This window comes from Exiguobacterium sp. SH3S1, from assembly GCF_004337105.1.
Taxonomy (GTDB): domain Bacteria; phylum Bacillota; class Bacilli; order Exiguobacteriales; family Exiguobacteriaceae; genus Exiguobacterium; species Exiguobacterium aurantiacum_A.
Genome location: NZ_SJUW01000006.1, coordinates 19,278 through 44,681, shown reverse-complemented (window position 1 = coordinate 44,681; position 25,404 = coordinate 19,278). Strand labels below are relative to the sequence as shown.

Here is a 25,404-nt window from a genome sequence, read left to right as displayed (position 1 = left end):
TCCTTCGTCTCGAATGAATGGACATCACCTATTTTGAAAGGAGGAGAGCCGATGGCGACTCCGATCCAGCAAGCTACTCCCTTATCCAACCAAGACGCGTTCCGCTCCGGAATGCGCGCCGGTATCCCGGTCGCGGTCGGTTATATTCCGATCGCGATCGCGTTTGGTCTCCTCGCCAAATCGTTCGACATGCCAAACGTCATCACGTTGGCCATGTCGTTATTCATCTTTGCCGGTGCGAGCCAATTCATCGGTATTCAATTGATCATGGCCGGTTCGATGTATTGGGAGATCGTCTTGACGACGTTCATTTTGAACTTGCGCCATTTCCTCATGTCGGCCTCGCTGTCGCAACGGATCGAGACAACCTCGAACCGTTTCCTGGCTGCCATCGCGTTCGGGGTGACCGATGAGACGTTCAGTGTCGCCTCGACTCGGAACGAAGCGACACGTGGCCATTTTGTCCTCGGTTTGAACTTGATCGCCTTTTTCGCTTGGAACGTCGGGACATGGATCGGCGTATTTCTCGCTTTCGGCCTCCCCCAGTCAGTCCAGGCGAGCATGGGCATCGCCTTGTACGCCATGTTCATCGGATTGCTCGTCCCATCGCTTACGCGAAAACCGGTCATCGTCGTCGCGGCGCTTGCCGTCGTGACCCAAGTCGTGCTCTATTGGGGTGTCGCCCCGTTCATTCCGCTATCATCGGGTTTGAGTATCATCATCGCGACAATCGTCGCCGCCGGGGTCGGCGCCCTGCTTTATGAACAGGAGGGCGTAACATGATCAGTCTGTTCCTGCTCGTCCTCGCTATGGCGCTCGTCACGTACGTCCCGCGGCTCGTGCCGCTCCTTTGGCTGCGCGACTTGAAGTTACCGCCGCTCTTGAAGCGCTTCTTGTTGTTCACGCCGTATGCCGTGCTCGCGAGCTTGATTTTCCCGGGTATCCTCTATTCGACGAGCAGCCTGTCGTCAGCCTTGGCCGGAGGCGCCTTCGCGACCGTGCTCGCCTTGCTGCGCGTCAACTTGATGCTCGTCGTGCTCGGTGGCATCCTCGGGGTGTACGTCGTCGAAACGTTCATCTGACAAACAGGTCTGTCTCCGCGGAGACAGACCTGTTATCGTTTAGGCGGACAACGCCTCACGGCGCAGCTGAACGAACACATCGACGAACGCCGCGTCCCATTGGATGCCGCGCCCGCTCTCTAAAATCGACAGCGCCTTCTCGACAGGCATCCCTTGCCGATACGGACGGTCTGACGTCATCGCGTCGTAGGCGTCAGCGATTGCCATGATGCGGCCAAAGAGCGGGATGGCTTCACCGGACAATCCGTCTGGATAGCCGTTCCCGTCGATTCGTTCATGGTGTGACCGTACACCCGTCATGAGTGGCTGAAGTGAGACCGGCAACGTGATCTGATTCAAAATATGAATCCCGATTGTCGGATGCTCTTGAATTTGGGCGAACTCATGATCTGTCAACTTTCCTTCTTTCAACAAAACGTCGTCACGAATCCCGATCTTCCCGATATCATGAAGCAACGCCGATTTACGGAGCAACTCGATCTGCGCCTGCGGTAAACCTAACGCGTATGCCAGTTCGACAGAATAGGCGGCCACTCGTTCCGAATGGCCGGCTGTGTAGGAATCACGGGCGTCGAGTGTAGCCGCGAACAAGACGAACAAGCTGTTCAGCAGTTGCTCGTTTTCGTCCTCGCGTTCATTGACGTTCTTCACCAGCTGATTGAACCCGTTCACCAGCTGCGAAAACTCATCAGCATACGGGTTATCGATCGGTTTCAGCTCGCCGGCATCGAGCTGTTCGACCCCTTGTGTCAACGTGGCAAGCGGACGCTTGATGTTGTCGTATAGGAGCAGACTACTGAACGTCGCGACACCGATGATGACGACTAAAATCAAAGCCGCCCACTGCCAATATGCGTCGACTTGCTCGACGGTCGACAGTTGGACGCCCGAAGCGAGAATGAACAACATGACCGGAAACACCCCGATGACGAGCATACTGATCAAAAGCTTCGTCCGGACGCTAATTGACTGGTACGACGCCTGGAGTGGGGTATCGTACAGCTGCTCACTTTGATCTTGTAAATGAAGCAACAACGGCTCGACCGACCGATACGTCAAAAAGAACTCGATGAGCGCATGTAAAATCGCGATCAATACCGCCCCAAAAGCCGCCATTCCAATCAAACGATACGGCAAATCGATCCAGTTTTGTTGAATCGCCAATGCGGTCAAGCTCATGGACGAAACTGAAAGACCAAATAAATGAGGTCCTAGTATGCGCTTTACCGTCAACGTCGGAAAGTGACTCGTCTGATTGAACGCCTGTTGAAGCGCCTCATAACTAGGCGCCTCACTTCGAAAGACGCTCCGAATCGGCCGGATGTGACGCCGATACATCAGTAATTCGAGACTGATCATGACGACAACTGAGACCGCCATGATCGCAAACAAAGACATCACTTCAGCACGGGACAGTTCGAGCGTTTGGAAGATGAACAGACCCCCGACACCGAACACCGCGATTCCTGAACCGACGATATAATTCATGATTAACGTATTTTGAAAGCGTTCAAACACTTTGACCCCTCCTATTCTTCACCGACTTCTCTCATTCTGTTTATCGACCAAAAATCACCCTTTTTCACAGCGCAAAAAAAAAGCGAGCCTCTCACTAGAGAGACTCGCTCAGTTCACTGATTATGGACGACGTGGACCTTCGTTGTCGTCGGGTGAACGGTTATCTTCTGGCGTGATGTTTTCATGGAACGGGTTCGGCTCTGGACCGTCCACGTTCGTCACATCCGTTGTCCGATTCGTTTCACGTTTCAACTCTTGTTTCGTTTGATCCGCTTCACGTTTCGACTGATCGATACCTTGCTTCGCCTGTTGCTTCGCAGCTTCAGCTTCTTGATTCATTTGTGCTTTCTCTTGTTCGAGACCCTCTTTTGATACTTCCGTCTCATCGATGCTCTTCTCAGCTTTTTTCAAGTAGCGAGCTGCTGTTTCACGTCCACCGAGACCGAAGGCAAGGCCGAACGCAAGGGCGACAGCACCAAGGATAAGCAGGAACGCCGTATTGACGATCATCGGCGCGATGCCGAGCTGGCTGATGGCCATGAAGAAGGCGATCCCGAGAATCGCATACTTCGCGACGTGGCGTAGTACGCTCGGTTGACCTGACGCATCGACGAGCACGCTGCCGACGAGACGCTCTGCCATATTGGCGAGCCAGAAGCCGACCGCCAAGACGATGATGGCTGCAATGACCATCGGCAAGTAAGCAAAGATTGCAGTCGCGAGCGAGGCCATGAAGTCGAGGTTGGCGACTTGCAGAGCTTCCGACACGAACAACAAGATGATGATGATTTGAACGATCGTGCCGATTACTTGAGCAATCGACGTCGATGATGTCGAACGTCCACCGAGACCCATCTTGCTTGCGAGCGAGTTGACGCCCAAATTCTCAAGAAGTGATACGACCACCCCTTTGAGCCATTTGGCAACGAACACACCAGCGAGAATCAAGACGATTGCGACGATGATGTTCGGAATCATGGCCAAGACATTGTTCAACATGGAGATGGCAGGGTCTGAGATGCCTCGAATGTCGAGTGCCTCAAGTGCTGAAATTGTGACCGGGATCATGATCAAGATGAAGACGACCGTACCGACCGCTTTCGCAAGGCTTGACCCTTTCACATAATCTTCCAAGTGAAGTTTCTCGGCAAACTTGTTGAGTCCTGCCGCTTCCAAGAACTTCGTCAAAATATCGCGGACAATTTTCGCGACGATATAACCAATCGCAAAGATGAGTGCCGCTGCGACGAGTTTCGGAATGAAGGCGAGGAAGCTGTTCAACAAGTCTTCAAACGGTCCACTGATGCCTCGGAGACCGAGCGCGTCAAGGACGGCAGGAAGTGCTAGCAACAACACCAAGTAGAAGACGATGTTTGCGACCGTGTCGACCCATTTCGTCTGGTTGACACTTGTCGACTCCTGACCTGTCTTCTCCATCAACTTGCTCAAGTTGAGGCGATGACCAGCCATTTGAATCGCTTTTTTCAAGAGCGTCGCGATAATCCAGGCGACGAGTAGAATGAGACCTGCTTTGACGACTCCGGTAATTAAACCTGAGAAGCCCTCATAGATTTGGCTAAACGGCTGCGTGATCGCTGGCACGTTCATAAATTCGAAGATGATTAAGAATGCGAGAAGTAATACTCCAAAGAAGACGATTTTCGCGATGATCCGTTCAGGTGTCCACCGCTTTTCTTCTTTTCCGGCTTTTTCCGGCTCTCCTTCTTGCTTGACACCAACACGATCGTCGAGGCGCGCTTTACGTAGCGCTTTGCGCGTCACGTTTTCCAGAACTTTCGCCAAAATAAAACCGACGACAAGGACAAGAAGTGCAAGCAAGAGCTCTGGCAACCAAGACATGAACGTGTTGAAATTATACGTTGTATCGTTCATCCGACATCTTCCTCCAATCTCTTTTGAAATGATTATTATTTATTTGACTCCCTTTATAAATACCAACATTTTCATATGCCTAAACATAGACAATTCTTATCCCTGAATAAATATTAACTGGAAAAATATTTTTTAAGGAAAATTTTACCTTGATAAACAAGGCGTGTCTTTCTAGTTCAAATATGATACGAATTAAGAAGAAGTCTTTTTAAGGAGGAGTCAAGATGAACATCGCCCTGATTGCCCACGATAAGAAAAAAGATGATTTAATCGTACTCGTCAAAGCCTATTCTCACGTATTAGAGAAACATCATTTGTTCGCGACGGGAACGACCGGAAAACGTGTCGCCGAAGCGACGGGACTTCCGGTCCATTGCTTTAAGTCGGGACCGCTCGGCGGTGACCAAGAAATCGGCGCCTCGGTCGCCCGTGGAGAGATGGATATGATCATCTTCTTCCGCGACCCGTTGACCGCCCAACCCCACGAGCCGGACGTGAGTGCATTGATGCGCCTCTGTGACGTCTACTCGATCCCGCTCGCCACAAACATGGGCGGAAGTGAAATCTTGATTCGTAGCATCGAACAAGGCGACTTTGAATCGCTCAAACTTTCCCATAACGACGAACCGCCTGTATGACCATTTTATATAGAAGAGAGGAATTGTCCTGAACCCACATGTATCGAACGACCCGACCGTACAGCAATTTTACGAACAAGTGCGAACGCATCTGTCTGAACTGTTAGACGACAACTCAACAGCGGAGCGCTTGCTCAACAGTTTGGCCGGGTATATTCAACAAGCAGAAAGAAGCGGTCAATCCCTCGACGGCCTGACGAGTCAAGACCCACGCGCCTATGCGATGTTCTTGATCGAAAAACCAAAAACGAACGACGAGTATCGTCGCCGTTACCGCTCCATCATCGAGCAGTCAGGCGAACTTAAAATGCATGAGAAGGTGCAAGCGAACCGTGAGTTCGACTGGGCCGTCGAGCGGTTGAACGAGACGCAGCTCGAACTCCAAGACATCGAAAAGCGTGACGTCTCGTTTCTCGCCTACACAAAAATCGAGGCGATCAAATCGTCTCGCCGCATTTGGAACCAGTTCGGCTGGCTGCTCGGCATGATTCTCGCGTTCGCCTACGCCAACCTGCTGCTCGTCATGGACGACTTGTTCAGTCTGCGGCTGTTCAGTGCACCGACGGCCTCGTATCCGCTCGATTACTTCGCCTTCGTGCTGCCGGTCTTACTGACCGGTGCCGTCTTCGGTTTACTGACGCGCTTCCGTCACCACTTTCAGACGATCGGACGCCGCATCTTGTTCGCACTGCTCATCATTCTCGTGTATGTCGGCTTCGTGATCCTGATTCAACCGCTCCTGTTCACGCTCGGATGGTCGTTTTTGATTCAATTGACGCCCGTCTACGCGTTAGTGTTGTTAGCGATCAGCGGCTTCATGGCGCTGTGGACACTCGCCGAGTTTGTCTGGAAGAGCACGCGTTGCCATCTAGGGAACGATACGATGACCATTTACTATTAATGACGCCAGTCTCAGGTGAGATGGCGTTTTTTGTTTGAACATTCGCCAGAACGGAAATTACTAATACCGTGACGTCAATTTAATCGAAAGACGAGATGATAAAGGGGGCAGACCATGTCAGACCGTAAAATGATCGGGTTATTTCATAGCGAGCAAGAAGTGATGGACAAAGTGAACGAACTCAAAAAGGCCGGGGAAGCGGAGAAAAATATGCATGTCGTAGCCAAGCGGAACGGGGAAATTTCCGCATTGCGCGATCACACCGACGTGAACGCCGAGTCTGGGATTCGCGATGTCAATTGGTTAGACCGCGTCAAAGCATTCCTTCACGGCAGCGACCGGATTCGCGATGAGCTGCGTAATATGGGTCTTAGCGATGCCGAGGCAGAGGAATACTATTCAGCCATCGACGACGGTAAACTGTTGCTTTACGTCGATAAACATTCGTACGAGCGCTATCCGAATATGTATAAAAAAGACAGTGAACTCGACCACGATCAAGGGGAAAAGGCAGACGGGATTGCATTCGACGCCAAACCGTTCAATGATCATGATGAAAAACCACGCGGTACGAAAGAAGATCCGATTGTACGGGGACATTCCGGCTTAGAGGACCATCGCCGATTATAAGGAGGAGACAACCATGAGTGAGAAACGATTTATTAGCATGTACGACACGCAAGAATCGGCTCTAGGAAAGATCGAAGAGCTACGTGTCAAAGGATACAAAGACTCAGACATATACGTCGTCTCCAAACATGAGGACAGCGTCTCGATTTTGCGCCGTAAAACGGACGTGCACACCGAGGCCTCACACGATACAAGTTGGTTCGACAAAGTCCGTTCATTCTTGAGCGGCCACGAAGACGTTCACGCCGGGCTCCGCAACATGGGACTGAGCGAAGAAGAAGTCAACCGCCATTACAGCGACGTCGAGGCCGGCAAGATTTTGATCTATGTCGATGAAGACTACGAACGCCGTCACAATGAAAGTTTGACGATCGATTCGACGCCTTACAACGAGTCGAAGCACGATACAGGCCATCAAGGACATCATACCGCTGACGGTTTGGAAGTTGACTCAAAGCCGTTCAACAAATCCGCGCCAGACAACCCGAACCGGGCCGTCGATCAAGAACAAGACACACTTGATGAAAAAGCCAAACTGAACGATAAAGAAGCGAAGCTTCGCGGGCTCGATGACCGAGCGTTACGCAACGATGTCGAAGATCCAGACAACATTCGCCGCTTTTAATGGACAGAAAAGAGGAACCTGACACATGATGTCAGGTTCCTCTTTTTTTACGTCAATCGATTTTTTGGTTCTTTCCCTTCAAGTACGTTGACGATGGCTTCTCGGTTGAGCGCCATCATCGAGAGGCGCGTCTTGATCGTGGCGCTGCCGATATGCGGGAGCGTCGTGACGTTCGGAAGCGTCAAGAGCGGATGGTCCATCGCCACCGGTTCTTTCGCGAACACGTCGAGCCCCGCTGCCCAAATTTGCTTGGCTTTCAACGCCTCGTACAGTGCCGACTCATCAATGATCTCGCCGCGGGCGACATTGATGAAGACGGCCGTGTCTTTCATTTTGGCAAACTGGTCGGCGCCGATCATGCCACGCGTCTGTTCGGTGAGCGGTGCGAGCACGACGACGAAATCCGACTGCTCGAGCAAGTCATCGAGTTCGGCGTAGACGAATCCGTACATCGACTCCGATTCATGACGACGCGTCCGGTTATGGTACAAGACGTCCATGTCAAAGCCGCGGGCCCGGCGTGCGACCGCCTCGCCGATGCGTCCCATCCCGATAATCCCGAGCTTCGCCTGATACAGGTCCATCCCGACGTAGCCCATCGGTGTCCACGATTTCCATTCCCCCGCCCGCAAGTCACGTTCTGCCTCTCCGAGCCGGCGCCCGGTCATCATCATGAGTCCGAACGCGAGGTCCGCTGTCGTCTCGGTCAAGACGTCCGGTGTGTTCGTCACGACGATGCCGTGCTGTTTTGCCGCTTCGATGTCGATGTTGTTATAACCGACGGCCAAGTTCGAGATGACTGCGAGGTCAGGCGCCTGTTCGATCAACTCGCGGTCGATCGTGTCGCTGAGCATCGTCCATAGCGCATGAGCCGATGCTGCTTCTTTCAACAAGACGTCACGCGGTACGCTCACCGCCTCTTCGTCCCACATGCGGACGTCATACTTGTCTCGCAGCGGCGCCACTGCTTCTTCTGGCAGACGTCGTGTGATGTAAATTCGTTTCTTCATATCCATTCCCCCTGTTCTCTCTCATCGTAACAAACTTCGAATCACGATTTGTCTTTCGACATCGGATTCTCTTTTATGAACTGATCGAACAATGAACTAAAGTCACTGTTGAGCAGTTGCTCGATCGTCTTCGAAGAGTCCATCGCATTGCGATACGCGACTTCATTGATAGCAAGGCCGATTGCCCAGGTGATCCCGGATGCCACTGTCGCATTGATCACGCTCGCCGCCGCGTTCGCACCCGGGAAGAACTTCATGACGTTCAACAACAGCGTCTTCGAAAGCGTCCGTCCGATTTGCGGGATGATCGTGCTGCCAATCAACGTTTTCAACATGTCATCGCTCGCTTTGACGCCCCAATAACGGAACAAGTGGACGCTCATCGTCACTTGGATCGGTGTCAACGCGATGGCATCCGCGAACGGGAGTGGCACGGCAGCAGCCGTCCCAGCACTCGCGACATAGCCCGAGATGATCCGGTTCGCCTTCTTACGTTTCAGCTTGAGCATCGCTTCGCTCTCCGCGTGAATCTCCATGAGCAATCCTTCTTGAAGTGACTGGTCGAGCTGGTCGACCGACCATGTGACGAGACGTTCCCAGTCAAGGTGGTCCCGAAGTTCAGCATCGTTCAATAACTCACCGGCGACACTCACCTGAAAAATTGCGTCTTCGGGTACGACTCCAGCTAATTCGTTTCGCAGCGCCGTCAATTCATCCATGTCGACTTGATCGATTTGCGTCAATAAGACTGCGACAGAAGTGACGTCGTTCAACTGTTTGATCAGCGTCCGATCGAGCGGTGTGACCCGTTTCATCGAGGCGTTGATGGCGTACCAGACGAGGTGCATCTGCTCAGCCGCAGGTTTTGTCTGCGCCCGTTCGACGAAGCCGATGACTTCATCGGCATAAGCCTGTTGACGCTCACTTCCGATCTCATACCCTTCGCTATCGTAGAGGACGATCGCGATGTCATCACTCATGAACTGGTGGATTCCACGCGTCACCGGCTCGCCGGCCGCCACTTTCGTCAAATCACGACCGAACACATGGTTGACGACCGAGCTCTTCCCAGAACCGGTCGCACCGGCGATTAATATGTTTGGTTTTTTGACTTCGCCTCGCAGACGACCCAACTCTTCTTTCAAATCGTACGTATCTAAATTAAATGGCGCTTTTTTCTCCATATGACTTCCTCCTCATTGATTGAGCGTACGCCCAAGCTGCTTCATCTCGTTCTCGAATCCACGTTGCACGTCCTGAACGATCGCTTGCCTGACCGTCTCATACTGTTGGTCGATGGCTTTTTTGATGCCTCGCTCCGCCGTCCGACGCTTGAACGCCCAGTAAATGAAATGAATGCCAGGAATCATCCCGAGCACCATCTTTCGAATCGTCCGCTTAAATGAATAATCAAAGCCGAGTTCGACCCGGCGCGTCTTGAAGCCGACGTCCGCCTTTTTGCCGACGAGCGGATAGCGCTCCATCAGTTGAATATAATGCCGGACCCCCTGCGCCATCGCTTCTTCCGTCGTGAGCGCGGCCTGTTCGAGTGTGCTCTCCAAATCTTTTTCGATTTGACGCGCTTTCCAGCTGATCATCGCTTGCGGGGTGATCATCCGAATTTTTTCAGCCGAACGGTAACTGCGGTCGCGCCACGCTTCAAGCTCGTCTAATAAATGCCGGGTCAAGTTGAGCGGCAATTTCCGCTCGACATCCTGCCAGAGGTTCGTTCGGTTCCGCTGCCAGACCGCCTCATAACCGAGCGTCGGTACGACTTGTCCGCTCAATAACTTTTTCTCGACACTGTTCACCCGGATCATGGCGTCACGATTGATGCCAAGTTCACGCATCAAGACGTCTTCCATCGCCTCGGCTTTCTCCACGTTCATCTCGCTGTCCGGATTATAGTTCGTCAAGATGATGGTGACGTTGCTCTCTTTCGCGTAAAGCGGCTTTAAAATCGCTTCAAGCTCGTATGTTTCGACACGACCTGAATTGATCGATAACAAATAATAAATCGTGTGGAACCAGTCGGCGATGTCGATGGCACCTTCCCGCTTATTGACGACGGCGATGACCGCCTCATGCCATTCTTCAGACCGATCGGCTTCAAGCCCCCACGTATCAAAAAAGCGGAACAAGATCCCGCGTTCAAGATCGTAATACTCATATTCATGCAGGCCTTCTGCCGTCACCGGGCTGCCCGCCCGCGACTCGGCCACGTCACGTCCGTAGATGTAGTTCAAGAAGGCGCTCTTGCCGACGCCTGTTTTCCCCGCGATCAATATGTTCGAGACAAGCCCCGTGTTGTCCATATGGTTCCCCCTGCAGTCGTTGTATAATACCATTATACTAAACGGCCGCTTTTGAAACGTCCGACGGAAGGATGAGACGCATGCTTCACCACGTAGAGCTCTATGTTTCTGACTTGAACAAAAGTTTAATCGCTTGGGACTGGCTCCTCATAGAGCTTGGGTATACGGTATACCAACAATGGGAGCAAGGAAAAAGTTATCGCCATGGCGAGACGTACCTCGTCTTCGTTCAAACCGAACCAGCCTACCTCGAACCTCCGTACCATCGAAAGCGAACAGGACTGAACCACCTCGCCTTTCACGCTGGATCGGTGGAGCAACTCGAGTCGTTCCGCAGTCGCTTGTCCCGTTACGGCTTCAACGAGCTGTACGCCGACCGTTTTCCATATGCGGGCGGTCCGAACTACGTCGCGCTCTATTTCGAAGACCCGGACCGCATCAAAGTCGAACTCGTGGCAACGATGTGAACGGATACAAATCCTCTCATCAAAAGTTTGTGAAAACAATTGCAAACTTTTTTAAGACCTCCTAGACTTAAGTTGTCTAAAGGAGGTCTTATTCAAATGGAAAAACAAGTTATCGATTATATGGAAGAAGCCGCCCATAAAAAAGCGACGCTGCTTCGTCACTCGTTCGCTCAATACGCACTTCGTTCAATCGTCGCCGGTTTTTTGATCGGGATCGGGGTCGTCTTCGCATTTACGGTCGGAAACATGTTTATCGATGTACCAGGGACGATTCTGTTTGCCGGCATGAGTTTCTCGGTCGCACTCGTCTTTATCGTCTGGATGGGCGGAGAGCTGTTCACGAGCAACACGATGTACTTGTATACCGGTGCGAAGCGTGGACGTGTCGCATGGAGCGATCTCGTCAAAGTATGGGGCATCAGTTGGGTCGGCAACTTGGTTGGCGCATTGTTGCTCACTGTACTCGTCATCGGCGCCCACAGTATGGGTGAGGTCGGTAGCGACCATCTCTTATCCGTCGTCGCCGCGAAAAAGATGAGCGGTGACGCACTCGCTATTTTCTTAAAAGGAATCCTCTGTAACGTACTCGTCTGTATCGCCATCTTCATGCCGCTTAAGACGCAAAACGACGTCGCCAAAATCATGTTGACGATGCTACCGGTCGTCGTCTTCTTCGCCGCCGGTTTCGAGCACTCGATTGCCAACATGGGTATCTTCGGGCTCGCCCTCTATTATGCGCCGTCTGAAGCCATCAACATCGGGCTCGCACTCTATAATCTACTGTTTGCCACACTCGGCAACATCGTCGGGGGCGCCTTGTTCGTCGCCGGCACGTACCTCCATTTGAACGCAAAACCTGGGACGGCGAACGTGGAAACGCTCCGCCAGAACGCATAAAAAGACAGGGGCCCCGATGCAGGGCCCCTGTTGTTGCGTAAATGATTATTTTGACGAATCGGCAGCGGCGACTTGAACCGTACCTTCTGCGACTTCGTCCTCGTCGACGTCCCAACATTCTGTGTTCTCGATGCCGAGCTTACGGGCCGAGAAGCGTGGGTTGAGACCTTGGGCCCGTTGCTCTTCGTAGTCACGAAGTACTTTGAAGGCAACACCGCCGAGAAGCGAGATGGCGACTAAGTTGATGAGCGTCATACCGGCCATGAACAAGTCGGCGAGACTCCAAACGAAGCCGAGGCTCGCGACCGAACCGAGGAAGACAAAGCCCATTGTGAGAAGGCGGAAACCGAAGACAGCGCCTTTACTCTTCTTGATGAACTCGATGTTCGTCTCACCGTAGTAGTAACTACCGACGATCGAGCTGAATGCGAACAAGAGGACACTGATAGCGATGAAGCCAGGTGCCCAAGCACCGATTTGCTCAGCCAACGCGTTTTGAAGGAGTGCGATCCCTTCACCGTTACCAGCCGCGTAGCTGTCCGAAAGGAGGACGATAGCCGCTGTCGCCGTACAGACGATCAACGTATCCAAGAACACACCGAGTGTCTGCATGAAACCTTGTTTCGCCGGGTGTGACACTTCTGCCGTCGCTGCTGCGTTCGGTGCCGAACCCATACCAGCTTCGTTCGAGAAGAGACCACGACGGACACCCATCATGATGGCCGCTCCGACCGATCCGCCAAACGCTTGCTCGATTCCGAACGCGCTCTTGAAGATCATGCCGAGGACGGCTGGCATTTCTGTGATGTTTACGACGACGACATAAAGAGCGACGATCAAGTAAAGGACAGCCATGATCGGTACGACGATTGCCGAGAAGTTCGCGACACGTCGGACGCCACCGAAGATGACGAGACCTGTCAAGACGACGAGGATAGCGCCACCGACTGCAGCTTCGAGACCGAACGCGTTATCAAACGCTGCTGCGATCGTGTTCGATTGTACCGAGTTGAAGATAAGACCGAACGTGAATGCAATCAATACTGCAAAGATGATACCAAGGACGCGGTTGTTGAGCCCTTTTTCAATGTAGTAAGCTGGACCGCCGCGGTATGCGACGTCGTCTTTTACTTTATACACTTGAGCGAGCGTGCTCTCGATCATCGCGGTAGCGCCACCGACGAGGGCGACGATCCACATCCAGAACACTGCTCCCGGTCCACCGAGTGTGATCGCGACCGTGACCCCGGCCAAGTTACCAGTTCCGATTCGCGTTGCCGCTCCGATGAAGAACGACTTCGCCGAGCTGATGCTCTTACTATCTGTGGCATCTGATTTTTCTGTGACGACACGGAACATCTCTTTTAAGTAGCGGAACTGCATAAACCTTGTCTTGACCGTAAAGTAAATCCCGGCCCCAATCAATCCGACGATAAGCACGTACGACCATAAGATGTTGTTTAAAAAGTCGACGCTTCCTTGTAACAAGTTTTGTACAGCTTCCATGAATAAGTTCCTCCCTGTTGTGGAAATCTAAGTTGAAGATTTTTTTATGATGTCTTAGTTCTGAATTATACAAAGATTCTGACAATTAGCAACAATTTTTTTATAGGTGAGTTCACAAAAAATTCACATGATACACAACAAAAAGACTGAAAAACCAACACTTAAAGCGCTTACATACTATTTTGGAAGAATGAATAAATCATCATTTTTATTTTGTTATTTGATTTAAGGTTTCACTTTTTTAAAAGAAGATTCACCTGCGTAACTTCAACGATCGTCATTTCATTGATGCGTCGCCTGATTGACCCCAACAAAAAAACAGTCGCTCGCATGAGCAACTGCTTGGTTTATACGCCGGTCCGTTTCTTCTGGTTGTTCGGCTTTTTCGTCAACTGGTTCGTCAACGGTTTTTGCTTCGTCCCACGAAGTCCTGTCGGCACTTTCGTTTCGTTCTGTTTCTTCTCGGCGAGTTTTTGCTTCATCGCCTCTTGGAAACTCAATTTCTTTTCACTCATATTATTCACCTCCAGCTTCGATCACTTTTACCCGACCGACCTGTCCATCGTTTAAGCGTACTTTAATGCCGTGCGGGTGACTTGGCGAGTTCGTCAAAATGTCTTTGACGACGCCTTTCGTCAACTTCCCGCTCCGCTGATCTTGTTTCAGGACGATCTGGACGTGGAGTCCTGGGCGAATGTCCGCGCGTTTCTTACCATCCATACCCGACACCCCTTTCCGTATAGTCAACCTCTATCATATGCTCTTTTCCCGCATTTGTCACAGTCTATTCAAACGGACCGATCTGACCAAGCGTTTTCGTCAAATAACTTTGATCGGTCGCAAACGTCATCACGCCTTGTCCCCACGCGATTGAGACATCGACCCGTCCCCTGTTGAACGCAATCCTTAAAATCGTCCGGCCGCTCTCATTTTGAAGTTGGGCCTTACCACTCAATTGCTCATACGCCTCGGTAAGGTCTCGTCCAAACGAGACATAGTCAGCTGTCCGGACCATTTCTGCGTCTCGAGCGAGGACGAGTTTTAACGTCGTACGATTAGCCTCAGCAATGATGAATCGAACCGTGACGTCGTCGTTCCCGAGTTCGATCTGATGCATACTGATCCCCTCCTAAAAGACACCTCCCGAATGGAAGGTGTCTCGTCATTATAAGCGATATAACCGGGCTTCAAACGGCTTCAGCATGAACGTGTCTTGCTCGATCGGTTCCGGGTCCACCTCATTCGTCAAGACGAGTGTCGCCTCGTCAAGACCAGGAAGCGTCGTCTCGGCCGGATTCGCCGTCAAGTTGACGAGCACATAAAAGCATTGTTGCTCGAACTTGCGCTCATACGCGAATACTTGCAGATGTTCCGGCAAGAGATCGCGGTAACTTCCATACGTGAACGTCTCCTCGGCTCGGCGCAGTCGGATCATCGCCTTGTAGAACGACAGAATCGAGTTCACGTCTTTAGACTGTGCTTCCACGTTCAACGTCTCGTACTCGGCATGGATCGGCATCCACGGGGTGGCTGACGAGAAGCCGCCGTGCAGCGAGGCGTCCCATTGTAACGGCGTCCGGACGTTGTCGCGCGACGTCCCCCAAACGTGTTGCATCGAGTCGATTTCACTCATCCCGTTCGCGATCCGTTCGAAGTACTCGTTCTTTGTCGCGACGTCATCGTAGTCGTGAATCGATGGCAACGGCACGTTCTTCATACCGATTTCTTGCCCTTGATAGATGAACGGCGTCCCGTGCATGAAGAAGTACATCATCCCGAGCGCGGTCGCACTCTCACGCCAATAGTGGTTCTCATCCCCGACGAGCGAGACGGCACGCACCATGTCATGGTTCTCGATATAGAGGGCGTTCCACCCTGTTTCAAGCAACCCTTGTTGCCACTTGTCAAAAATACGCTTCAGTTCGACGACGTCAAGCGGGGCGAGCCGGGACTTGCGCATAATATCGACGTGGTCGAAATGGAACGCCATGTTCATCGCCCCGTTTCCAGGTCCCATCCACAGGTCGGCCGCTTTCGGCTCGATCCCGTTCGTCTCCCCGACCGTCATGATATCGTACTTGGCGAACGTCTCTCGCTTCATCTCTTGGAGATACTCGTGGATCCCCTCGATATTTGAATACATCGAGAACGCCGTGACGTGACGTTTGCCATCCGGGGAAGGCAACGTCGTCTCGGTCGGCATCTTTTTAATGTGGCTGATCGCATCGACCCGGAACCCATCGATTCCTTTATCGAGCCACCAGTTGATCATATCGTAGACTGCACCGCGCACTTCTTCATTCTCCCAATTCAAGTCAGGCTGTTTTTTAGAGAACACGTGAAGGTAGTGCTGCTCGGTCGCCGCGTCATATTCCCAGGCCGAGCCGCCGAAAATGCTGGCCCAGTTGTTCGGTGGCTCGTCTTCTGATCCGTCTCGCCATATATACCAATCCCGCTTCGGGTTGTCTTTCGAACTTTTCGATTCGACGAACCATGGATGTTCGTCTGACGTATGGTTGACGACGAGGTCTAGCAATAGCTTCATCCCTCGCGCATGGACCGCGCTCAGCAACGCATCGAAATCTTCCATCGTCCCGAACTCTTCCATAATGTCTTCGTAATCACTGATGTCATAGCCGTTGTCATCGTTCGGTGATTTATACATCGGACAGAGCCAGATCACATCGATGCCGAGGTCTTCCAAGTAATCAAGCTTTTCGATAATGCCACGGAGGTCGCCGATACCGTCCCCGTTCGAATCTTTGAAACTGCGTGGGTATATTTGATAGGCGATGGCTTCTTTCCACCATGCCCGGGCGATGCCTTGCTTCTCACTTTGTCTGAACGCCGTCTCCATACGCCAAATTCCTCCTAAGCCTACGATTAGTATCAATGAAGGTACATACCACTGTTTGGGTAAATCTAATCTTACAATATCATTAGTGCAAGCGTTTGCAAAGAAGTGCAAATAAAAATGCAGTCTTAGAGACTACATTTGTTCAACCGTCGTCACTTGTTCACAGAACGTACCGATCGCGTCGGCTAACCGACCGCGATCATGGTCCATCGTCGCCACATGGTACGATTGCTCCAAAACGATACGCTGCTTCGGCGCCTGAATCTTGTCATACAACCACATCGAATCTTCCGGCGGGACGACGTGGTCGACAGCGGAATGGATGACGCACGTCGGAACGTCCACGTCCGACGCACGAGGCCGAACTTCCTCGATTAAAGCGAGCAATTCGCGAATGGCCGACGTCGGTACTTTGTCGTAGACGATCTCATACACGTCATTTGCCTTGATATCCGGCTCGTCCTCGTCGATGAAGCGACAGACGTCGTCAGCCGCATGACACGCGTAGCCCGGTACAGACAACGCCGCGTTGATCGTGATGACGGCGTCGGCAAGGCCAGCGAGCGCGGCTTTCAAGGCGAGCGTCCCGCCCATCGATTGTCCGACGACGATGACGTGGCGACATCGCTCGCGCAAGAAGCGGATACCTGCTTCCATGCTCTCATACCAGCACTTGTTCGTCGAACATCTAAAGTCCTCGGGGTCGGTCCCGTGCCCCGTCAAGCGAGGTGCATACACCGTGAAGCCCTTTTCCATCAAGTCGATCCCGACATCGCGCACGCTTTGTGGCGTCCCATTAAAACCGTGACATAATAATATCCCGGTTTGATTCCCTTCATAATAAAAGGTCCCCGCTCCCGGGATGACCGGATAAGTAGTCGTCGTCATTCGTTTCCTCCCTATTAATTCACAGTTAACCGATACACTTAATTTGTATTAATGAATTGTAAGAGTTCATGGCCTTGTCGTCAACCTAAAAGGGAAAAATCCAAAAACTCATTACCTTGTCATTAAAATGTAATATGAACTTCGTGAAAAGAAGATTGAGTTCTGACGTCTGCTTGGTTATGTTTAACATGTAGTTGCAAAGTTGGTAAATGATAGTCAAATACACCAATCGATGGAGTCGTAACGAGCCATTTTCGTAGACACCAGTCGAATAATGTAAGCGCTATCATTTCTCGTATTGACTAGGAGGGGGCTAAACGCTCAACAAGTGACCAAACGAATCGGGAAATCGTATCGGCCATCTAAATACCAAAGGGAGACTACAACATGGGGAAACCAAAAGCACGTTCACTCAAACAAATGACCGGCCTCGCTTTATCAGCCGGACTGATCGTCAGCAGCATGACGCCGATCGCGGCAAACGTACAAGCCGAAACGTTGAACGCAGCAGACTTATTCATCTCGGAGTATATTGAAGGATCAAGCAACAACAAAGCGATTGAATTGTTCAACGGAACCGATTCAGCCATCGACCTCTCTGCCTACAAGCTCGAACTGTATTCAAACGGCGGGACGGCTCCTGGAACGACGCTCAACTTGACGGGGACCCTGCAACCGGGTGGCACGTATGTCATCGTCAACGGCAGTGCGAGTGAGGCGCTCAAGGCAAAATCAAATGCGACGAGCGGTGTGACGAATTTTAACGGTGATGACACGCTCGTCTTGAAAAAAGGTGACACTGTGCTCGACGTCTTCGGTCAAATCGGTGTCGACCCGGGCACAAAATGGGGAACAAGCGTCGCAACCGCTGACCAGACGTTGATTCGTAAAGATACGGTCACGACCGGAGATGCTAACGGTACGGATGCGTTCGATCCGGCCACCGAATGGACCTCGCTCCCGACCGATTCGTTCACGGATCTCGGTAAGCACACGTTCCAAGGTGTCGAGTATGGGGATGGCGGGTCGGAAGAACCACCGGCACCAGTGACACCAATCTCGATCAATGATGCCCGCACGAAAGCTGAAGGCGAGACGGTCACGATTAAAGGTGTCGTCACGGCAAAACTCGCCAATACGATTTCAATCCAAGACGCGACTGGCGGCCTATCGGTCCGACCGACTTCGCTCGCCGTCAACGTCGGTGACGAAGTCGTCGTCACGGGTGTCGTCGGTTCATATCGTGAACTCCTTCAATTGAACAGCGCCGTCGTCGTCTCGAAACAAACGTCAAACGTACCGACCGCACAAGTCGTCACGGGCGATCAAGTCAACGAAGACGTCGAGTCTGAACTCGTCACCGTGAACAACGTCACACTCTCAGGCAGCGGCCAAAACTTGACGGCGACAGACGGGACGAAAGAGTTTATCATCCGCGACGAGCGCGGCAGTCTCGACTTACAGACAGACGTCAATTACTCATCAATCACCGGGATCGTTCAACAGTTCGATGATGCCTATCAAATCATTCCGCGCGACACGTCTGACACGGTCATTGACGCATCTGTCCTCCGCCCTGCGACAGCGAAGCCAGGCGCCGGCACGTTCGTCGGACCTCAAGACGTGACGCTTTCGACGACGACTGCGGGCGCTGAGATCTATTACACGCTCGACGGGTCAGACCCGAAAGTGAACGGGACACGTTATACAAATCCAGTCCGTGTCGAAACGACGAAGACGCTCAAAGTCGCCGTCAAGTCAGGCGATGCGTTCAGCGCCGTGACGACGTACGACTATAAGATCACGGATAAGATCCGCATCCACGACATCCAAGGCGCGAGCCATACGTCACCGATGAACGGCCAAACGGTCGAAGGCGTCGAAGGAATCGTCACGTACACGTTCGTCTCGATGGGAACGACGTATTACTACATTCAAACACCGGACATGGAAGCAGACCAAGACGCACGCACGTCAGAAGGCATCATCTTGTATGGCGGCCGTTCGATCGCCGGCATTCAAGTCGGAGACCTCGTCAGCGTGAAAGGTGTCGTCAGCGAGTATGCGATCGAAGGCTATAGCGATCGCCAACGGACAGATATGTTGATGACACAAATCGATACACGCAACGGACAAGTCGATGTCGTGAAGAGTGGCGTCACACTCCCGACGCCAGTGAAGATTGACGAGTCGAACTTACCGAACGAGTTTATCGACAGCGACGCCCTCGCCGTCTTCAATCCAGACAAAGACGCCATCGATTTCTGGGAAAGCTTGGAAGGGATGCGCGTCGAGACCGGAAATCTCAAATCGGTGTCGCCGCAGCAGTACGGCGATCTCGTGACCGTTCTCGAAGGGACACCGACCGAGACGTTCAACGGCGGCGTGCTCCTCAAAAAAGACGACGCCAACCCGGAACGGATCCAGTTCCGTCTCGAACCGAACGCAGAAGCGCGTGAGTTCGATGTCGCGACCGGTGACCGTTTCAACGGACCGATCGTCGGTGTCGTCGGTTATTCATATGGAAACTACAAAATTCAAGCAGGTCTCGATGAGATGAAAGCTGCCTTCGTCAAAGGTGATGCCAAGCGTGAGACGACATTCATCGAGGCAGAAGAAGACAAGTTGACGATCGCTTCTTACAACCTCGAGAACTTCTCGAACAACGTGAAGGAGACGTCGGACGAGAAGGCGCTCAAACTGGCGAAAGCGTTCGTCGAAGAGTTGAACAACCCGGACATCATCGGCGTGACCGAAGTTCAAGACAACAACGGTCAAAGCACAGGAGATGCTGCAGCTGACCAAAGCTATCAACGCTTGATCGATGATATCGTCTCAATCGGAGGCAAGTCGTACAAGTACGTCAACATCGATCCGGAGAACAATCAAGATGGCGGCGCACCGAACGCCAACATTCGTGTCGGCTTCTTGTACAATCCGGAGCGCGTCTCGCTCACGGAAGGCATCCCTGCCGGTGACGCGACAACGGCTGTCGGTTACGAAAACGGAAAATTGACACATAACCCGGGCCGAATCGCGCCACTCGACCCAGCATTCAACAGCTCACGTAAGCCGCTCGCGGCCCAGTTCGACTTCCAAGGCGAGAACGTCGTCGTCATCGCCAACCACTGGAATTCAAAAGGCGGCGACACCGGCTTCTTCGGTTCACAACAGCCGGTCGTGCTCGGCAGTGAAGTGCAACGGAAAAAAATCGCACAACTCGTCCACAACTTCGTAGCGGACGTGAAAGCCGATAACCCGGATGCGAACGTCGTCGCCCTCGGTGACTTCAACGACTTCGAGTTCTCGGACGCGCTTCAAATCTTCAAAGGTGACTTGATGACGAACATGGTCGAGAAAGTCCCTGCCGTCGACCGTTACTCTTACGTCTACCAAGGGAACTCGCAAGTGCTCGACCACATCCTCGTGTCGAACCGTTTAGCGGCAACGACCGAGATCGATATGATCCACGTCAACGCCGACTTCACAGAGATGTCGGGCCGGGCCAGTGACCACGATCCGGTCCTCGCGCAAATCGACCTCACACCGGAACCCGTTGTCGACGTGAAACGCTACACGGTCGAGAACAATAAGGCTGCCCGTCTTGTCCTTCAAGACGACTTCATCGGCGTGACGATCGGTAAAGGGACGAACTTCAAGAACGGCATCTTCGTGCGTGGCGTTTACACGGAATTGACGGGTGACCCGCTCAAAAACGTCGTCGTTCAAGTGAAGCCGAAACAAGCCGGTGCCATCATCGACTTTAAAGGCGCGACCGTCAAAGAAGTCATCGTCGACGGGACGAACCTTGCAGAAATTCGTGGTGCCGAGAACGTCAAACGCATCACGTATACGAAAGGCGCGTCTACTAAAACAGTTGTCGTCAAAAAATAACGAACGCTACCGCAGACATCTCGTCTGCGGTTTTTTGCGTTTTCAATCTCAAAATTCGGGCATTAAGAAGAAGATGCTGATTATCGGAGGATGACGTCATGGAAATGCACAACGGGAACTTATATTGGCCGATCACTGAGTCGGAACAGATCGTCTTACAAAAGCCGATCCAAAAAGAACAGTACGACGTGCTCGTCATCGGAGCCGGCATGTCCGGCACATTGACGGCTTACACGCTTTATAAGGACGGCATCGACTTCGCCGTCCTCGACAAAGGGAAAGTCGGAGCCGGAAGTACGGCGGCGAACACTGGGCTCATCCAATATTCAAACGACATCATGTTGCATGAGCTCGCTGACCAGATCGGGGAAGTCGATGCCGTCCGCTTCTATAAATTATGTAGGAAGGCGGTCGATGCGCTCGACGAGGTCGCCGAGACCGTCGACGCAAAAGACGTCTACATCCGACGCGACAGTCTTTGCTTCGCGAGCGAGGAGGCAGATGTCCCCAAACTGAAACGTGAATATGAGATGCTCACCAAGCACGGGTTTGACGCTGAATGGCTTGATCAAACGGCACTCCAAGACCGGTTCCCATTCGATAAACCGGCCGCACTGATCACAAAAGGCGATGCTGAAGTCAACCCGCTCACGCTCAGCCGCCAAGTCGTTCGCCACCTATCGATGAACGACGTTCCGATTTTCGAGGAGACGGACGTGACGGAGGTCGTACCTGACGGAGACGTCTGGCTCGTCTTGACGCCAGACGGGACGTTCAAAGCTGGACACGTCATCTTCGCGACCGGTTACGGGCCGGCACCACTGCTCGACACCCATCGCATCGAGCTCAACCGTTCCTACGCCATCGCGACGAATCCAATCAAGGATTTCAAGGATTGGGACGGACAGGCGCTCATTTGGGAGACGAAGCGTCCTTACCTCTACTTGCGGACGACGGTCGATGGCCGGATCATCGCTGGTGGCCTCGACGAGGAAAAACCAGAGACACCTCATAGTGACGCGCTCATCCGTAATCGGGCCGAGCGGATTCGCCAAGAAGTCGCGGCGCTGTTCCCGATGTACGATTTGACAGTCGAATACGCTTGGGCAGCTCTGTTCGGTGAATCAATCGACCACCTGCCCTTCATCGGGGAACACCCGGACCGGAAAAACCTGTTCTACCTGCTCGGGTATGGCGGTAACGGTACGGTTTACAGCATGTTAGGTTCTAAAATCTTGAGTGATTTAGTGCGCGGCATCGACAATTCGGATGCACGGCTCGTACGATTAGATCGGACGCGTTAATCCCCTGGCGATCAGGGGATTTTTTCATACATAAGATTGGAAGTGATAACCATGAAATCGAAACGAAAACCGAAGTGGGTATATCGTCTGAGACGAGCGCTGCTGCTCGTCCCTGCCATCGCGTTCACCGCTTACGTGTGGCCGAATGACCCGCCGAAACAGAAAGACAAAACCGAGCAGATGTCTCAGCACGAAGCAACTTATACGATTGAAGCGAGCAAACCGATACATGAAGATGACGCGGTCCGCTATGAATACGATGTCGTCGTCCACGGACGTCCTGACGTCGAGACGCTCCAGTCCATCAGCCATGACGTCATGCGTGACGTGACCGAACGAGACACGTTCCAAGCCGCGTTGATCCGTTTTTATGATCACGAGGCGTATATTGGCACGGACTCTCCCCTCGGTCAGGCCGTCTACGCGCCAGGAGGCGACTGGTCGCTCGCCGAGACGGTCGAGGCCGGCGACTACGACGACATGGTGTTCGGTTGGCAACTTCGCGAGAAGGAATGGACCGGCCAACTATCTGAAGGCGAGGTACGTGTCTGGGAAGAGTGGAACAAGATTTACGAGGCGAAACAATCCAACGACCCTGATTTGAAAGCAAAAGTGACCCGGACCATCTCGACGAAATACGATCTCGAGCCTGAAAAAGTGCAGCATATCGTCTTGAAGCAGAGCGTTTGGGCAGCGTTGTGACACCTTTCGTTCACTAAACAAGCAGGACTTCCCTCCCCCAACGGCTAACTGTATGGGGCAGGGATTTTTTGCTGAATCGTGCTCCAGAAAGGACGACACTTTATGAGACGCTCCGTTATCGTCTTGGTTTTATTGCTCCTGATCAACATTAGTATTTCACCCGAAAACGTCGAAGCTGCGACGCCAGCCCCATATCAAGTAAGCGTCTCCGCCGGCACCATACTTTATCAATTTTCAGGCAAGACACTCATCCCGAAGACGACGCTAAAAAGCACGAAAATATTTCGAGCCGTCACGACATCGGGTGCCTACTATCGCCTCGTTGACGGAAGAACGACCTGGTACGTAAGGAAGCAAGATGGAAAACTGATTTCGACGAACCTATCGTTAACCGCGATTGCGGACTCGGCAAACACACGGCTTATTCACGAATACATGAGGACGCTGACGCGCGGACACATCCCCTACTATTACGACAAGCTGAAAGACTCGACTGCCATCGCCCGAGCCAACGCCGCCATAAAGGGGAATTGGTATATCCCATCACCACCCTATCAGTTGCGCGTCCCAAATATTGATACATATCGATTCGACAAGTACGTCCCAAACGTCGATTCAAACTCATTCAAGTTTCAAATTCACTATTTCACGACACTTAACCAACTGACGCAAGCTTACGCCGCCACCGGACAAGATGAGTATCTCCGTTACGGGAAGCGAATCATCTCGAGCTGGACGAAGCAATATCCGATTTCAGCCTATACGCGCCACCCATGGCCTTACCATGACCACGGTACCGCGATCCGTACGTTCCATTTGCTCAATTTTTGGAACGTATTCCGGACATCGCGTGTCAATACTGACCCAGCGTTCTCACAACTGTTTGCGAAAACACTTTATGAACACGCGACGCTCTTGGCGAAGACGAGCTTTTATAAACCGAATAACAACCACGGTATCTTTCAAGACATGGCGCTCTCGGCCGTTGCCGAGACGCATCGATCCTTTGACCGCTCTGCGGCTTGGCGAGGGCTTGCCACGACCCGACTGACGAGACAACTGAACCATAGTTTGAGTGCGGACGGCGTCCATCTCGAACACTCACCCTACTATCAAATCTATCTATATGACACACTCGCCCGCTTCAATGATTGGGCGTCGGCGAACCGCTTTGCGCTGTCGAGTCGAATGCGTGACGTGAAAGACATGCCGGTGGCGCTCACGTATATGCTCAAACCGAACGGCACGTTGCCGATGTTCGGCGACACACCGTCCATCACCCACCGAACGGACGCCATCCCTTACATTGAACGGTATCCCCACCTCCTCTATGCGATGACGGGAGGTAAGGCCGGAGTGCAGCCTACGGTCAAGGCAGGCCGACTGTCCAATCAATACGCATTCTTCAGGCAACATTGGGGAGGACGCTCCGGACCGTTCCAAGACGCCGTCCAAGTGACGATGACGGCTGGTTACCATAGCAACATCCATAAACATGCTGACGACCTGTCCATCGACTTGTACGGTTACGGCCGCGATTTCCTAGTCGAGAGCGGACGTTATGCGTACACGAAGCGTCCTGAACGGAACGTCGTGCTCCAAGCCGCTGCTCACAATACGGTTCACGTTGCCGGGCAAAGCTTCCGATTGATCCCGAGCAACTTGCGACGAAGCCAGATCACGTCGGTCGGGACCTCCTCGATTCAGTGGACGGCTTCCGCGACGAGCCAATTGATCGGGAACGGCATGTCGCACACTCGGCGTCTCGCCTATGACCGTGACGGGACGGTGCTCGTCTATGACCGGGTCACGAGTCCGGTGACCGAATCGTTCGTCCAGCGGTTCCATCTCGGTGTCGGATTGCACCGGGTGGCGAGTGGCAGTCGATACGCTTACTTCAAAGACGCGACTGGCCGCTCGCTCCATCTCCTGCAACTTGAGGTCGGCTCGATTCCAAAACTCGCCGTCGGGTCGAGTCACGTCTCGTACCGCGATTACGATTGGCAACAACGAAATCAAGTCGCGACAACAAAGCGCGGGAAAGGTGTGACGTACTTGACACTCCTTCACATCGGGGAAAAACCGACGAAAATCAGTTCCTACAAAATGGAGACGACCTCCCGCCACTATATCGTCCGATACACCTTATCAGATGGAACGACGAAGACGTTGTCGATGCTGCGCTAACCGACCCCCATTTTAAAATGGGGGTTTCTTCTCGTAGCGTTAGGGAAAAACCGTACAGTAGGTCAATCACGGCTTACGTCGGGAGAGCAT

Annotated in this window: 23 protein-coding genes; 12 read left to right on the top strand and 11 right to left on the bottom strand. The window is 52.5% G+C overall.

The annotated features are described in order from the left end of the window. Nucleotides 1–51: 51 nt before the first annotated feature. Together EVJ26_RS08125 and EVJ26_RS08120 are read left to right on the top strand one after the other, a co-directional pair. Entirely contained in the window at nt 52–783 is a 732-nt protein-coding gene (locus EVJ26_RS08125) for an AzlC family ABC transporter permease (protein WP_131457852.1), read from the top strand. After that, nucleotides 780–1,082, top strand: coding sequence for an AzlD domain-containing protein (locus EVJ26_RS08120; RefSeq protein ID WP_131457853.1), 303 nt, complete (start codon nt 780–782; stop codon nt 1,080–1,082). The genes EVJ26_RS08125 and EVJ26_RS08120 overlap by 4 nt, the downstream gene beginning before the upstream one ends. Nucleotides 1,083–1,121: 39 nt before the next feature. Here the strand turns inward: EVJ26_RS08120 and EVJ26_RS08115 are convergent, their stop codons facing one another. Next, the gene (locus EVJ26_RS08115; RefSeq protein WP_131470225.1) at nt 1,122–2,600 is read right to left on the bottom strand and encodes an HD domain-containing phosphohydrolase; all 1,479 of its coding nucleotides are present in this window, start codon (nt 2,598–2,600) and stop codon (nt 1,122–1,124) included. A gap of 120 nt (nt 2,601–2,720) precedes the next feature. Then, on the bottom strand, nt 2,721–4,493 hold the full coding sequence (locus EVJ26_RS08110) for a mechanosensitive ion channel (protein ID WP_131457855.1): 1,773 nt from the start codon (nt 4,491–4,493) through the stop codon (nt 2,721–2,723). 224 nt (nt 4,494–4,717) lie between these two features. Between EVJ26_RS08110 and EVJ26_RS08105 the strand changes: the two genes are divergently transcribed. The 4 genes from EVJ26_RS08105 (at nt 4,718) to EVJ26_RS08090 (ending at nt 7,287) form a co-directional block, all read left to right on the top strand. Further along, nucleotides 4,718–5,131, top strand: a complete 414-nt coding sequence (locus EVJ26_RS08105; RefSeq protein ID WP_016507946.1) for a methylglyoxal synthase — start codon at nt 4,718–4,720, stop codon at nt 5,129–5,131. A gap of 79 nt (nt 5,132–5,210) precedes the next feature. Continuing rightward, on the top strand, nt 5,211–6,032 hold the full coding sequence (locus EVJ26_RS08100) for a hypothetical protein (protein WP_131470224.1): 822 nt from the start codon (nt 5,211–5,213) through the stop codon (nt 6,030–6,032). Between the two features lie 114 nt (nt 6,033–6,146). Next, entirely contained in the window at nt 6,147–6,662 is a 516-nt protein-coding gene (locus tag EVJ26_RS08095; protein ID WP_131457857.1) for a YflT domain-containing protein, read from the top strand. A 13-nt stretch (nt 6,663–6,675) separates the two neighbouring features. Beyond that, nucleotides 6,676–7,287 carry a YflT domain-containing protein gene (locus EVJ26_RS08090; RefSeq protein WP_131470223.1) on the top strand — a complete coding sequence of 204 codons (612 nt, stop codon included), beginning with the start codon at nt 6,676–6,678 and terminating at the stop codon, nt 7,285–7,287. Between the two features lie 47 nt (nt 7,288–7,334). On the opposite strand, the gene EVJ26_RS08085 is transcribed toward EVJ26_RS08090, so the two are convergent. The 3 genes from EVJ26_RS08085 to EVJ26_RS08075 are packed head-to-tail and all read right to left on the bottom strand — an operon-like array spanning nt 7,335 to nt 10,612. Beyond that, the gene (locus EVJ26_RS08085) at nt 7,335–8,297 is read right to left on the bottom strand and encodes a 2-hydroxyacid dehydrogenase (protein ID WP_131457859.1); all 963 of its coding nucleotides are present in this window, start codon (nt 8,295–8,297) and stop codon (nt 7,335–7,337) included. 41 nt (nt 8,298–8,338) lie between these two features. Beyond that, nucleotides 8,339–9,481, bottom strand: coding sequence for a YcjF family protein (locus EVJ26_RS08080; protein WP_070328051.1), 1,143 nt, complete (start codon nt 9,479–9,481; stop codon nt 8,339–8,341). A 12-nt stretch (nt 9,482–9,493) separates the two neighbouring features. Further along, complete coding sequence (locus EVJ26_RS08075) at nt 9,494–10,612, bottom strand: GTPase (protein WP_131470222.1); 1,119 nt, start codon at nt 10,610–10,612, stop codon at nt 9,494–9,496. An 80-nt stretch (nt 10,613–10,692) separates the two neighbouring features. Between EVJ26_RS08075 and EVJ26_RS08070 the strand changes: the two genes are divergently transcribed. Together EVJ26_RS08070 and EVJ26_RS08065 are read left to right on the top strand one after the other, a co-directional pair. Continuing rightward, nucleotides 10,693–11,079: a VOC family protein gene (locus EVJ26_RS08070; RefSeq protein ID WP_131470221.1), complete on the top strand. Its 387-nt coding sequence runs from the start codon at nt 10,693–10,695 to the stop codon at nt 11,077–11,079. A 96-nt stretch (nt 11,080–11,175) separates the two neighbouring features. Beyond that, complete coding sequence (locus tag EVJ26_RS08065) at nt 11,176–11,976, top strand: formate/nitrite transporter family protein (RefSeq protein ID WP_131470220.1); 801 nt, start codon at nt 11,176–11,178, stop codon at nt 11,974–11,976. A 45-nt stretch (nt 11,977–12,021) separates the two neighbouring features. Here EVJ26_RS08065 and EVJ26_RS08060 read toward each other — a convergent pair whose 3' ends face one another. From EVJ26_RS08060 to EVJ26_RS08040, 6 genes are all read right to left on the bottom strand, one after another. Continuing rightward, nucleotides 12,022–13,482 (bottom strand): alanine/glycine:cation symporter family protein, encoded by a 1,461-nt coding sequence (locus tag EVJ26_RS08060; RefSeq protein WP_131470219.1) that lies wholly within the window; start codon nt 13,480–13,482, stop codon nt 12,022–12,024. 347 nt (nt 13,483–13,829) lie between these two features. Continuing rightward, nucleotides 13,830–13,997, bottom strand: a complete 168-nt coding sequence (locus EVJ26_RS14475) for a hypothetical protein (protein WP_016507944.1) — start codon at nt 13,995–13,997, stop codon at nt 13,830–13,832. 1 nt (nt 13,998) lies between these two features. Next, a complete protein-coding gene (locus tag EVJ26_RS08055) occupies nt 13,999–14,202 on the bottom strand; it encodes a YwbE family protein (protein WP_016508010.1) in 204 nt (67 codons plus the stop codon). A gap of 64 nt (nt 14,203–14,266) precedes the next feature. Then, nucleotides 14,267–14,599, bottom strand: a complete 333-nt coding sequence (locus tag EVJ26_RS08050) for a hypothetical protein (RefSeq protein ID WP_131470218.1) — start codon at nt 14,597–14,599, stop codon at nt 14,267–14,269. A 48-nt stretch (nt 14,600–14,647) separates the two neighbouring features. Beyond that, entirely contained in the window at nt 14,648–16,303 is a 1,656-nt protein-coding gene (locus tag EVJ26_RS08045) for a glycoside hydrolase family 13 protein (RefSeq protein ID WP_131470281.1), read from the bottom strand. A 168-nt stretch (nt 16,304–16,471) separates the two neighbouring features. After that, complete coding sequence (locus EVJ26_RS08040) at nt 16,472–17,227, bottom strand: alpha/beta hydrolase (RefSeq protein ID WP_131470217.1); 756 nt, start codon at nt 17,225–17,227, stop codon at nt 16,472–16,474. A 387-nt stretch (nt 17,228–17,614) separates the two neighbouring features. Between EVJ26_RS08040 and EVJ26_RS08035 the strand changes: the two genes are divergently transcribed. From EVJ26_RS08035 to EVJ26_RS08020, 4 genes are all read left to right on the top strand, one after another. Further along, entirely contained in the window at nt 17,615–21,121 is a 3,507-nt protein-coding gene (locus EVJ26_RS08035; protein WP_131470216.1) for a chitobiase/beta-hexosaminidase C-terminal domain-containing protein, read from the top strand. Nucleotides 21,122–21,219: 98 nt separating this feature from the next. Continuing rightward, nucleotides 21,220–22,425 (top strand): NAD(P)/FAD-dependent oxidoreductase, encoded by a 1,206-nt coding sequence (locus EVJ26_RS08030; RefSeq protein ID WP_131470215.1) that lies wholly within the window; start codon nt 21,220–21,222, stop codon nt 22,423–22,425. 51 nt (nt 22,426–22,476) lie between these two features. Next, nucleotides 22,477–23,127 (top strand): hypothetical protein, encoded by a 651-nt coding sequence (locus EVJ26_RS08025; protein WP_131457867.1) that lies wholly within the window; start codon nt 22,477–22,479, stop codon nt 23,125–23,127. A 102-nt stretch (nt 23,128–23,229) separates the two neighbouring features. Then, on the top strand, nt 23,230–25,314 hold the full coding sequence (locus EVJ26_RS08020) for a heparinase II/III family protein (protein WP_131457868.1): 2,085 nt from the start codon (nt 23,230–23,232) through the stop codon (nt 25,312–25,314). Nucleotides 25,315–25,404 lie beyond the last annotated feature (90 nt).